Genomic DNA, 12938 nt, shown 5'->3' on the forward strand with positions numbered 1-12938 from the left:
AATAGTAAACGACTCGAGTAAATAGAGCCTGCTTTTTTCATATAAAAGGTGGAGTATGACCGTCAAGAAAAAAATAAACAGGCAACCCATCCCAAAACAAAACAATCAGCATGACACCGATCCAAATTACCAATACAATAAACGCTTATACTTATAAATTAACTGTCGGATGGCATGGCTCCGCCACTTATCCGACCTACGTCAATGTTGTATATATCCTAAAATTACGCTTTATTTAGCTAATGTGTAACAAATAGAGCAGTGGATGTGTAATGCGATATCGTCTTAATTATGTTAAAGGTGGGGCGTACTTTTTTACCGTTAATTTGCTCGATAGGAATAAATCGTTGTTGGTTGAGCATATCGATTTATTAAGAGAGTCTATCCGTATTGTTAAATTCCAAAGGCCATTTTATATAGATGCATGGGTTGTGCTACCCGAACACCTTCATGCGGTTTTAACCTTACCAGATGGTGATATGGATTATTCGAGTCGCTGGCGAGAAATTAAAAAGCGATTTTCAAAATCTCTCCCAAAAACAGAGTTTTTAACTCAAACACGAAAACGTAAAAATGAGCGCGGAATTTGGCAGCGCCGGTTTTGGGAGCACACCATTAAAAATAATGATGATTATTGGCATCATATTAACTACGTTCACTTTAATCCGTTAAAGCACGGTTTAGTTAGTCGAGTAGTTGATTGGCCTTATTCAAGTTTTCACAGAGCCGTGAAACAAGGTGTTTATACAAATAATTGGTGCGGCGAAATAATATAAATTATTCGTAGGTCGGATAAGCGAAGCGCCATCCGACGAAGCCATAGCTACATAATACATTTTAGCCTTGTATAAAACTCTATTGTTGAATGATATAAACTCGGCTTTATGGCGTGTCGGATGGCATGGCTTCGCCACTTATCCGACCTACGAGTTAGCCTTTTTCACAAACTTCGCTGTTACCATCATTTCGCCAATACCATCTACTTTACAATCTAGCTCGTGATCTTTTTTATTAAGCACACGTCTAACGACCGCTTTGGTACCAATTTTAATCACTTGTGAGCTGCCTTTTATTTTTAAATCTTTGGCTACGGTTACTTTATCGCCATCATTAAGTAGAGTGCCGTTGGCATCTTTAACTAAAATTGCGTCTTCATCGCTTGTACTATTTGGGTTCCATTCATAGGCACATTCAGGGCAAATAAGTAGTTGCTGGTCTTCGTAAACATATTCAGATTGGCACTGTGGGCAGGCAGGATGTGACATTTTTAACGCTCATAAAATAGTAATTTTGCGTATTTTAATCTGCATTAAGAGGAAAATATAGTTAATCAATATTTTTTATCTTTACGCTAAAAATATCTCGTTTGTGTGGTTTTTAAAAAGGGCATATAAAGCAGATGTCGCTTAAGCAATTTAAGCGCTAACACTTACAGTAGGTATTTGTTAAAGCACCCATCGTATTAAGTGATACGCGCAATGCCCACTTAGTACGCTGGGTGTTTCTATTTATAGTGCTGAGTATTTTATTAGGCATGCTTTAATAACGATAAATTGAGCCCGCGTAGCTTAAAGCGCTGGTTAAGTGCTAAACACTGTATTTTGCTAATTGCAGAAAGTGGCGAGCAAGTATGCGGCTATGGGCTGGTGTGGTGCCATAAAGGCACACGTTTGGCACGTTTATATTCGCTTGCTGTAAAACACACAATGCAAGGTAAAGGCATTGCCAAAATGCTATTAGCTGCGCTTGAAAAGCAAACCAGCGAGCGTGGGCGAATTTACCTTCGTTTAGAAGTGGCCGTAAATAACAAAAATGCTATTGGGCTTTATAAAAGTTTGGGTTACAGAGTATTTGGCCAATACAGCGATTATTATCACGATCATAGTGATGCATTGCGAATGCAAAAAAATATTCGCCAAACGAGTGAGCTAAAAGTAGCGCGATTAACGCCATGGTATCAGCAAACTACCGAGTTTACCTGTGGGCCTGCGGCGTTATTAATGGCAATGGGAGCACTAAAGCCAGCAACGGAGCTTAGCCAAACACACGAGCTGGCACTGTGGCGCGAAGGCACCACCATTTTTATGACCTCGGGGCATGGTGGTTGCCATCCGTTTGGTCTAGCACTTGCCGCTAACAAACGCGGCTTTAAAAGCGAGGTAATAGTTAATACCACAGAGCCTTTGTTTCTAGATGGCGTACGCAATGAGAACAAAAAAGTGGTACTTACAACAGTACACCAACAATTTGTTGATGGTATTGCACAGGCTAATATACCGCTTAGCTATAAAGATGTTGAACTTGAGCATATTGAACAGTGGTTAAGCCAAGGCTTTAGCGTACTCTTATTGATTAGCACATACAGTTTTGTTGGTAAAAAATCACCGCATTGGGTGTGCGTTACCCACCTTGATGAGCACTGCGTGTATGTTCACGATCCATTTTGCGAGCCAGGAAGCGACAAACAACTTGCTATAGATTGCCAGTACGTACCTATAGCGCGCAGTGATTTTAGTAAAATGTCAGCATTTGGTGGCCAACGGCTAAGAACCGCAGTGGCCATTGCTAATAATTAATAGGTATTAATTAAAGAGTGACTTTTTTAGATTTAATTGATGTAGCCCCTTATTCGTGGGCAGCCATTGGCACCGCCGCTTTTTGCGGTGCCATAATTGGGTTAGAGCGCCAGTTACGCGGTAAACCTGTGGGTATTCGTACCTCAGCCTTAATAACGCTGGGCACGTATTTGTTTTTATCGACTGCGTTTAACTTACAAGGGGATGTGATTGATCATTCTCGTGTAGTGGGGCAAATAATTACAGGTATAGGCTTTTTAGGCGCTGGCGTTATGCTTGCAAAAGACGGCGCCGTAGTAGGGGTTACCTCAGCTGCAACAATATGGGTGCTTGCCTCAATTGGCGTAATGATAGCCACTGACAATCTAGCTGCTGCTATTAAACTTTCAGTGCTGGTGGTCGGTATTTTATACGGCGTAGATGTACTAGAGGTAAAATTTAAAAGCTTAAGTAAAGGCGTGCACACTAAAGTAAAAAATTATCAAAAACGTTACTACCGAAAAGAGTTTAACGACACAGAACGCCACTAATTAAGTGGCGTACTACGTTAAAATGTATTAGGGCGTGTTGATCTTTGATGGTTGAATTTGCAGCAGTATGTTTGGTTTTTAGGCAAGGCAGAGCTATGAAGTGTGGTTATTCCACATAAATAGGCGATAACGCAGCATAAATGCTAAACATGTGCTGCCCTTCGGGTTCTTCCTAGGGGCGATAAACTCTTTGTTGCTCGATTTTTACTTAGCCCACTAGGTTACAAACCTCGCGCCGCGATTTAATCGCCCCTAGATTGAACAAATTTCAATCCGCATAGGTCAACACGCCCTAGTTAAAGCGTGACTGCTTGATACTCTATTGCCTCTTCAATTGGTGCGGGGCGACCAATAAAATAACCTTGTACGTTATCTACATTTAGTTTTCTGAGTGTAAAAAGCTCATCTTCATTTTCTATGCCTTCAGCTACAATTGAGCAGTTAATTGCTTTTGCAAAACCACATAGCGCCTTTGCTAATAAAAACTTTCTTCGGTCGTTATTTATATTTTTGGTAAGGCTAATATCAAGTTTTATAATATCGGCTTCTAACTCTAATATATGCTGAAAAGACGAAAACCCAGCCCCTACATCGTCTATTGCCAGCTTTACGCCTTTTGCCCTTAATGGCTCAAGTGCAGCACGCATAGCTTGGTAGTTTGTAATAGGCGAGTGCTCAGTCACTTCTAATATTATTCTGGTGCAATCTACATTTTTTAATACATTATTAATCGCGCCCGATAATATATGTGCTGGCGATGTATTAATGGTTACGTAGGTATGTGGGGCAAGTTCATCCATGCAGTGCAAGGTGTTTTGTATAGCAAGTATTTCTAGCGCTTCACCTAACCCTAAGTTGTCGGCTTCTTTAAACCATACATCGGGTGTTTTGTAAGGTTCAGTAAAAAATCGAGAAAGCGACTCATAACCCGATAGCCGGTTAGTCGCTAGGTTAAAAATGGGCTGATAATAAATAGTGATGGCATTTGTTTTTATAATATTTTCTATGAGAATTTTTGTATCATTACTTATGGTATCTGATTGTGCTTTTTGCTCTATAAGTTCGCTAGCAAGCTCTGAAATCAGTTTTAAAAAAGCCAGATCTTTATTATTTAAGTTCTCATCATAGGTTGTTTTGTAGCAGCAAAAGGTGCCATAGGTTTTACCTGATGCTAAAACTATAGGCACACCGATATATGAGCCTATATTTAACTTATTGGTAACTGGCATAGCCTTAGTAATTGGGTGTTTTTGCGTGTTGGGTATGATAGGTTCAAGGTCGTTATCTGAGATTTTTTTACAATATGTTTGGCAAATTGGATCAGAATTTCCAACTGATACACAGGTGTTGTTAGTTTGGTTATCAACCACCTTAAAAACCCGATCTGTTTTTGTAAACTCCGATATAAACGCGACATCCATTTTTAGGTGTTTGCGCACAAGCGAAAGCAGGCGCAATAATTTTCCGTCGATAGAGTCATCACTTTGTTGCTCAAAAAGCTGTTTTTTTATTTCATCACTCATACAATAGCCAGAACCACATTTTAGGTAATAGTGTAATTTATATAACAATAAAAGCCACTTAATAGCACAGAAGTGTTAGCCAAATAATTTTTTTCTCACTACTTTTCTGTACTCGCTTGGCGTTTGGCTTAGGACTTTTTTAAATACGCGTGTTAAATGCCCTTGGTCGTTATAGCCAACCTCAAGCGCCACTTCCTGAATCGTTAAATTAGACGATGCTAATAACTCTTTAGCGCCTTCTACCCGTAATTGTTGCCAATATTCTATCGGACTTTGGTTAGTGGCAATTTTAAAGCGCCGTGTAAAGGTACGGTAGCTTAAACTAAATTGGGCGGCGACTTCTTGTAAGCTTAACTCGCTGGCTAAATTGGTTTTAAGCCAAAACTGAATTTGCGCGATAAGTTCATCTGGATGGCGGTCAACTGCGCCTTCAAGGTAGCGCTGATCTTCGTAGGGTTTTCGTACTTCATGCGAGAAGTTACGCTCTACGTGTTGCGCAGCTGCTTTGCCATAATATTGGCTAATAATATGAACGATTACATCCGCAAGCGCATTTAAACTTGCCACCGTATACATGCGCTCAGATTGGGTGATAAAAAAGTCGGGCTTTAAATCTACCAATGGGTAGTCGTGGCTAAATTGTTTTGCATAATGCCAGTGGGTTGTAGCAGGGTGACCATTAAGTAAGCCTGCTTCTGCAACTAGGCAATTACCTGTACCTACGCCAATTATGTGGCTGCCTGTTTCAAAGCTTTCTTGTAGCCATTCAACCACTTCTTTATTAGTACGAACGACAGGGCGAGGATTTCGCCATATGCCGGGTACTATAATTAAATCGTTGTAGGGCGCGTTGTGTGTAGTGCAGTCGGGCACTATGGCAAGGCCTGTACGGTTTTGTATTGGCTCATTATTTTTAGCAATTAAATTTATACTAAGCGGTCTAAAATCAGCCTGGTTTAAGTGGCCTTTAGCATAGGCTTCACCGGCTCTAAGCATTTCTATAGGCAGTGTTAAGCTGGTAATGAGTAAGTGCGGGTACACAGCTATCGCTATATTTAATGCTGGATTGACAGTTTTGTTTTGCATGCAAATGCTCCGACCAGTAGTTTTTGGCCTTTAATGCTGAACATTTGGCTATTAAAGCACAAAGGGCGGGGGGTAATCCATTTAAACTGTTTGCTTCTCAAATAACACGCTTTAAAGGTTAATTATGACAGCATTACCTGTAATTGTAGGCATGGGCGGTATTAACGCTGCAGGCCGAACTTCTTTTCATCAAGGTTACCGCCGTATCGTGTTAGATGCATTAAACGCACAAGCCCGTAGTGAAACATTTTTAGGCCTCGCCACATTAATGAACTTGGTACGCGTTGTTGATGGTCAATTACAAGACACAAACGGTAATAATGTTGAGCAAAGCGACATAGAAGCACGCTTTGGTGAGCAAATTATAGCTGGCACGCTTATTCGTAAAATTGAAAAAGAGCATTTTGACGCAGATGCCACCCCTTGGCAGCAAAAAATGACGTTAAAGTCGTCTGACGAAAACGCAATAGTATTTGAAACTCGCGCGCGCGACTTACCAACCCCAGTGCCTGCAAGCTGGGAAGTACAAGCGCTTGAAGGCAAAAAAGTAAAAGTAACAATAGCCGCAGATTTAGACGTAAAGCTTGATTCTACACGTGATAATCCGATTAAATCGGCAGGTCAGTTTCCTACTGGGTTTGATCCATCAATTATGTATAACAGCCGTTACCAGCCGCGTGGTTTGCAAGCGACTATATTTGCAGCAAATGATGCCATTAAATCAACGGGCCTTGACTGGCAACGCATAATGAATAGCGTAGAGCCAGATAAAATTGGTACCTATTCAGCCTCTGTTATTGGTCAAATGGACGATAAGGGATTAGGTGGTTTAGTTAAAGCGCGCCAGCAGGGCGATCGTGTTAGTACTAAGCAATTAGCACTTGGCTTAAATACGATGTCGACCGATTTTATAAACGCGTACGTTACAGGTAATGTAGGGACTACGTTTTCTACCTCGGGCGCATGTGCGACATTTTTATATAACTTACGCGCTGCAGTAAACGATATTCAAGCAGGACGCACCCGTGTTGCGGTGGTAGCAAGTGTTGAATGCGCTATTACGCCAGAAGTGGTCGAAGGTTTTGGCAATATGAGCGCCCTTGCCAATGTTGAAGGCCTGCGCCGTTTAGATAATTTAAGCAGTGAACAAGAGCCCGATTACCGTAAAAGTAGCCGCCCATTTGGTGAAAACTGCGGCTTTACATTAGGTGAAGGTGCACAAGTGGCTATTTTAATGGACGATGCGTTAGCACTAGAACTAGGCGCAGACATTATGGGCTCTGTACCTGATGTATTTGTAAATGCTGATGGCATTAAAAAATCAATCACCTCTCCTGGCCCTGGTAATTACATTACCATGGCTAAATCTGTAGCGCTTGCAAAAAGCATATTAGGTAAAGAGGCGCTGCAAAAGCGCAGCTTTATTTTAGCGCATGGATCAAGCACACCGCAAAATAGAGTCACAGAGTCACTTATTTACCATAAAGTAGCGGAAACCTTTGCCATTGATAGCTGGAAAGTAACGGCGCCTAAAGCCTATGTAGGGCATACAATTGCCCCTGCCAGTGGCGATCAGCTTGCGATTGCGCTGGGTGTATTTAGCCATAATATTATGCCGGGTATTACTACCATAAATAAAGTTGCTGACGATGTTTATGCAGATCATTTAGATATACGTAACAGCCACTACGACTGTGGCGATATGGACATAGCCTTTATAAACTCAAAAGGTTTTGGCGGAAATAATGCCACAGCCACTGTACTGAGCGCTAAAGTAACACTGCAAATGCTTGCTAAACGCCATGGTGAAAAAGTGATGAGTGATTACGCTGATAAAAACACTAACGTTATTGCCGCGCAAAATACCTATAAAGCGCAAGCTGACCTTGGTAAGTACGAATTAGTCTATCGTTTTGGTGATGGCGCCATTGACGATAACGACATTGTAATTGGCGAAGCAGGGATAGAGCTTCCTGGCTTTGATAAAGCTATTTCGTTTAATACAACCCACTCCTATCAAGATATGTCCTAAGCACACATACTTGAATCCAAAGGCGCTATGAAAGGCGCCTTTTTTTATGCTTGAGTTTTATAATACCCACTCGCCATACTCAATCATTTTTCGTGCCTAAACGACCCATTATCGGCGTTAAAATATTATTTAGAACAACTAAATAAGATTATTTTGCTGGTTAGCAACACATTTTTCCAACCTCACAATAGAGAAATTAATTAAACGGATTGGTATAAAATTGATTAAAAAATGACGTGTTTTTATGGATTTATTTGGATTTATGGAGTACCTTTGTTTTTATATTAGAAACATAATCTAGGATGGATAACTCGATGAAAAAACGTTTACTCGCACTTTCTTTAGTTTCAACCTTTACTCTACCACCAGTATCAGCGGATGACTTTGTACCTGCACAGGTAATAAATAAAAATTACGATCAACTTACTAATACCTCATCACGCGCATCAAGGTTAGAAGGCATTAACTTAAGCAGCTACGTGGTTGATGAAAACGGGCAGGTAAGTGATATTGAAATTGTGGCCACGGCAGGACAAAAAAAATATCAAAGAGAAGCCATCGATTACGTTTCCAAACTCAATTATAAAAGCGCGCGCATAAATGGTAATGCTGTACCTACAGCTAAAACAATTAAGGTAAGCTCACAAAATGTGCACGCTAGTTTTTCTAATGATCAAGCATCTTCTGGCTTTTTTGACGATTATAAAAAAGCCAGCCAGCTTATTGATGATAAAAAATACGATGAGGCTAAAACATATATTACAGAACTTGAAAACGAGCATACTAAAAACACCGTTGAAATAGTTTTATTGGCGTGGCTAAAAAGCCAACATAGCTACTTTGTAAAAGACTGGGAAAAATTTGATAAGCATATTTATGAAGCTTTTTTGTTTAGAGATAACTTACCAGATCAAATAAAAAAGCGTGTAATTAAAAATGCACTGCAATGGTTTATATCAAAACAAGATTTTGTGCGCGCTTACGATGCGATTGATGCACTAGATAATATAGATTCAATAACCTTTTCAGAGCAAAATAAAGCACAGTTATTAGCGCAAGTGAACGATATATATAAAAATTCGGGTGAAATAAGTCAGCAAATTTCACTTGAATCTGAGCAGGCTGTTTTACCGCTATTGTCTAAAAGTGAAGTAGAACTCAAATCAGACAAGCCGTTATCTAAAGTACAGCTTAGGTGTGAAAACAAAGTAGTTAATTATGATTTAAGCACTATTGATAAAATTGAAATTTCTAAAAATGATGTGCGATGCGGTTTATTAATTAAAAGTACTATCGCTCAAACTGTGACTCTTAAACAAAGCGGTAAAAGCTTTTTATAGATTATTACTGAGTATGCTTACCAACTAAAACCCCGCAGTATTGAGCGGGGTTTTTTGTTTTTTTAAATGTATTTAGCAATTAAGCTGTGTTTGTTATTCCGTTTCCAAGTAATGTAGCGCTTAGCAAGTAAAGTGGTAAGCCCAATAACAACAGCTATAAAAGTAAGTGTAGCTACGTAGCTCATTCCATATCCTGGCGGTAAACCAACAAGGGTTTCACCGTAGGTCATATCGCTATAATTAAGCCCTAAAATAGGGATAAGCAACCACGCTAGTGCATGCAATAAATACAGATGTACAAGGTATGAAAACATACTGGTTTTGCCAAGTACCTGTAAAAAACCACGTGAAAAATCGGTTTTTAGACGGCTTAAAAATTTAAGTGCGATAAGCCCAAGGCCTACTGTTAGCAACATAAACTGTAACGACAGCGGATATTTGGTTGGGTTTAAAAACGACATAATGGTATCAAGAGTATTACTGTGAATAGTAAATGTTGATGTATCACCATATAAATTAAAACCGCGTAGTATTGTATATAAAGCTAAGCAACTAACACCCAGTAAAGCTGCATGGTTTATTGCTTTTGCACTGTACTTTTTTGCTTTGTAATAAACGCCAGCGCAATAAGCCATTGCCATTAAGCCTATAATGGGAGCTACAGGGTAGGTTGTTCTTATTTTAAAACCGAAAGGCAGTTCGAGTACATTTTTTTGATGTGCTATAGACCACAGTGTATTTGCCAGCGTATTTGGCTCAAAACTTACCCCGTCAAATAAATTGTGGCCGAACACTAATAGCAAACCTGCTATAAATACAGCATATAAGCCAATTAAACGAAGTAACCCAAGCATAACAAAGCTCCAGCCAATTGCCCAAATAACCTGCGCGTATAGCATCGGGAAAGCGGGGTTGAAACTCCACGACCATGAGACGATAGTAAATTCAAACAAAATAAGTACTAAACCACGAATAATTAAGCTTTGTGAAAATGCTTTAGTGGAAGTGTATTTATGCTCAGTTATGGCTGCCGAAAGCCCCGCTAAAAAAACAAATAAAGGAGCGCAAAAGTGCGAAACAAAACGGGTAAAAAAGGTGAGGGGATCAGTACCAGGAACCGTCATCGGATCGGTGACTGAATAATTTAGGCAGTAATACATGCCGTGGTCTATGACCATAAAAATAATGATAATACCTCGAAGTAAATCAATATGATGTAATCGAGGAGGCGTAGCTGGGATTGACATAACTAAGCTCAAAAGGGAGATAAAATATGTCGGTATTATATGTTATAAAATAACGTCACGCGAGAGTGAGCGTCTGAAATTTAGGAAATGACAATCTGTGGTTTATTAGCACCGCTTAAGCGTAACTCCCCAAATATGTATTACTTGAACTTTTTAACGTATCTGAGTGTTATAAAATTAATGACAGCTAGTACTATGGCGATTTCATAACGGTTATATGCCACAGCTATACCAATTAAACCCATATTCCAAATACTTGCTGCTGTTGCTGTGCCCGACGTAGATTTATTATTTTTTAAAATTGCGCCGCCACCAATAAAACCTATGCCTGTTATTATTCCTTGTAACATTTTAGATTGCGCCTCAGCACCTTCTAGCACCGACATTGCAATAACAGCATAGCCACACGAGGCTACAGCAACTAGAGGAAATGTTCTTAAGCCTGCTCCGTCATTACTTCGCTCTCTGTCATAAGCCATAGGTAGGGCAAGCAAATAGGCTATACCAAGGTGAATTAAATTATCGATGATCTCATTCCACTGTAAATCAATTTCCATAATGGTCTCTAATGGTAAAAGGTGTATATTGATAGCAAACGACAGGCCAATGATTTTATTGTTGATATTCAGTGAATTAAATATTTTATAGGTGGGCGCTTATTATTTAATTGGTAATATTTACATGATTAGTTAACGCTTTTACAAGTAAATCCTACCTATGCGTTTAATTAATTTTGCAAAGTGCGTATTATTTTATTATTAAAGACTAGGGCCTGTTTATCTTTCGAGGTTAAATTTACAGCAGTTTGTTTGGTATTTAGCCAAGGCAGAGCCTGTGTAGTATGGTTACTCCCCGTAAATAGGCGATAACGTCGTATAAATGCCAAACAGGTTCTGTCTAGGGGCCATTTACTCTTTTTTACTCGGTTTTGACTTAGCCCACTAGGTTACAAACCTCGCACCACGATTAAATAAGCCCCTAGATTGAACAAATTTTAATCCTGAAAGGTCAACAGGCCTCAATAGAGTGTATTTTAATTGCATTTACATATAACCAAGCTTGAAAAAACTGCATTATTAGTGTGCTTTACTCTTAGTGCTATTGCATTTTTGGCTCCTCAACTACTTACTGATCATTTGCAACCGCTCATCAATAGCGCCTTAAGCTTTTTAGGGGCGCCGTTTTTTTTGTTAGTCAATTTTTTACTACTTGCCGTCATTGTTATTGCCATAAGCCCGCTTGGTAGGCGAAAAGTTGGCGGGGACGCTGCCCGTGTTGAATTTGGCTTATTTGGTTGGCTGTCTATGCTTTTTGCGGCAGGAATGGGATCGGGGCTCATTTTTTGGGGCGTAGCAGAACCTGCACTTCACTCAGTTAATCCTGTACTAAAACAAAGTTTATATGCAAACACTCAAACGAGTGGCTTGGCGCTTACCCTTGTAAATTGGGGAGCACATGCATGGGCGCTATATGCGGTGTTTGGCTTAGTTTTAGGAGGGCTTAGTACTAAAAGTGGTGAGGCTGGCGATATAGCCGCGCCCGTTATTAATGTAACCAAAGGGGTTATAAATAGCGGTTGGCAATTTAAGTTGAGCTTTAGTATTAAACTTATAGCCATATTCGCAATATTTTTTGGCGTCGTAGGGACTATTGCAAACTCTACGCTATTACTTCGTAAGGGGTTGGAATTAAAGCTAGGCATTGAGTCAGTATTGCTTTCGGGTTTAATTATAATTAGTTTAATCGTGGTTTTGTATACGGTTTCAGCAAAGCTAGGCCTGAAAAAGGGGGTGCAAGCGCTGAGTAAGTTTAATGTGCTCTTAGCTTTTGGCATGATTATATGGTTAATGTTTTATGTGCCATTAAAACCAATCATTGATATAGCGATAGGGGGGACTTGGGATTACATTCAGCTCATTACTACTGGTACTTGGCAATTAGAAAGCGTACTTAAAGACCCTGAGTGGGCTAATGGTTGGACATATAATTACTATTTTTGGTGGTTAGCTTGGGGGCCATTCGTGGGTGTGTTTTTAGCTAAAATAAGCCAAGGTAGGCCTGTGTGGCAATACATTATAGGTGTAGTGTTTGTGCCTACCTTAGTAACCATAATATGGTTTAGTGTTTTTTCGGGGTCGGCCATAGCGTGGGATCAAACGCATAATGCAGGTATTTTAGCGGCTATTAAAGCTGATTACACCCAAGGGTTATTTGTATTTTTTGAACAATTAGGGTGGCAAGGAAGTATTTTAATTTGGTCAAGCTTGCTGCTTTTGCTCATTTTTGTAGCAACATCGGCAGACTCAGCAATACTTATAATAAAGGAATTAAGCTCTTCCAATAAAAACGCGCATACTAATAACACCGTAAATTTATATAGTTGGTCATTTGCTTTAGGCTTATGTGCCTTTATATTACTTGCTCAAAATAACGAGCCACTCAATAGAAGTGTTGCCATTATTGGTGCGCTCCCCTTTTTGGTTATTTTTATCTTGCAGCTGTTGGGTTTTATTAAAGAGTTTTTAAGTGAATTTAAGCACTAGCGCTTACATATTTTTACAATGCTATTTTTAAAATTGTATATTATTTAAGTAATATTTTTGT

At 39.5% G+C, this 12938-nt stretch carries 10 protein-coding genes and 1 pseudogene; 6 read left to right on the forward strand and 5 right to left on the reverse strand.

Going from position 1 to position 12938, the window contains the following annotated elements; all coding sequences use genetic code 11:
* The first annotated feature begins 272 nt into the window (after nt 1-272).
* A complete protein-coding gene (locus tag AN393_RS16255) occupies nt 273-776 on the forward strand; it encodes an REP-associated tyrosine transposase (protein ID WP_055018627.1) in 504 nt (167 codons plus the stop codon).
* A 147-nt stretch (nt 777-923) separates the two neighbouring features.
* Here AN393_RS16255 and AN393_RS16260 read toward each other — a convergent pair whose 3' ends face one another.
* A complete protein-coding gene (locus tag AN393_RS16260; protein ID WP_055018628.1) occupies nt 924-1265 on the reverse strand; it encodes a zinc ribbon domain-containing protein YjdM in 342 nt (113 codons plus the stop codon).
* A gap of 267 nt (nt 1266-1532) precedes the next feature.
* Between AN393_RS16260 and AN393_RS16265 the strand changes: the two are divergent.
* Nucleotides 1533-2576, forward strand: a pseudogene (locus AN393_RS16265) (GNAT family N-acetyltransferase/peptidase C39 family protein); the annotation flags it as partial.
* Nucleotides 2577-2593: 17 nt separating this feature from the next.
* A complete protein-coding gene (locus tag AN393_RS16270) occupies nt 2594-3106 on the forward strand; it encodes an MgtC/SapB family protein (protein ID WP_055018629.1) in 513 nt (170 codons plus the stop codon).
* Nucleotides 3107-3402: 296 nt separating this feature from the next.
* Here the strand turns inward: AN393_RS16270 and AN393_RS16275 are convergent, their stop codons facing one another.
* Nucleotides 3403-4629 carry an EAL domain-containing protein gene (locus AN393_RS16275; RefSeq protein WP_055018630.1) on the reverse strand — a complete coding sequence of 409 codons (1227 nt, stop codon included), beginning with the start codon at nt 4627-4629 and terminating at the stop codon, nt 3403-3405.
* A gap of 75 nt (nt 4630-4704) precedes the next feature.
* Nucleotides 4705-5715 (reverse strand): GlxA family transcriptional regulator, encoded by a 1011-nt coding sequence (locus tag AN393_RS16280; protein WP_055018631.1) that lies wholly within the window; start codon nt 5713-5715, stop codon nt 4705-4707.
* Nucleotides 5716-5839: 124 nt separating this feature from the next.
* Here AN393_RS16280 and AN393_RS16285 point away from each other — a divergent pair, with 124 nt between their 5' ends.
* Together AN393_RS16285 and AN393_RS16290 are read left to right on the forward strand one after the other, a co-directional pair.
* On the forward strand, nt 5840-7747 hold the full coding sequence (locus AN393_RS16285) for a beta-ketoacyl synthase (RefSeq protein WP_055018632.1): 1908 nt from the start codon (nt 5840-5842) through the stop codon (nt 7745-7747).
* Between the two features lie 314 nt (nt 7748-8061).
* Nucleotides 8062-9087, forward strand: a complete 1026-nt coding sequence (locus AN393_RS16290) for an energy transducer TonB (protein WP_055018633.1) — start codon at nt 8062-8064, stop codon at nt 9085-9087.
* Nucleotides 9088-9149: 62 nt separating this feature from the next.
* On the opposite strand, the gene AN393_RS16295 is transcribed toward AN393_RS16290, so the two are convergent.
* Together AN393_RS16295 and AN393_RS16300 are read right to left on the reverse strand one after the other, a co-directional pair.
* A complete protein-coding gene (locus AN393_RS16295) occupies nt 9150-10334 on the reverse strand; it encodes a DUF1624 domain-containing protein (RefSeq protein ID WP_055018634.1) in 1185 nt (394 codons plus the stop codon).
* 140 nt (nt 10335-10474) lie between these two features.
* Nucleotides 10475-10891, reverse strand: a complete 417-nt coding sequence (locus tag AN393_RS16300) for an MgtC/SapB family protein (RefSeq protein ID WP_055016441.1) — start codon at nt 10889-10891, stop codon at nt 10475-10477.
* Nucleotides 10892-11413: 522 nt separating this feature from the next.
* Between AN393_RS16300 and AN393_RS16305 the strand changes: the two genes are divergently transcribed.
* Complete coding sequence (locus AN393_RS16305) at nt 11414-12877, forward strand: BCCT family transporter (RefSeq protein WP_235576212.1); 1464 nt, start codon at nt 11414-11416, stop codon at nt 12875-12877.
* Nucleotides 12878-12938: the final 61 nt, after the last annotated feature.

The sequence above is a fragment of the Pseudoalteromonas sp. P1-25 genome, from assembly GCF_001401805.1.
GTDB lineage: Bacteria > Pseudomonadota > Gammaproteobacteria > Enterobacterales > Alteromonadaceae > Pseudoalteromonas.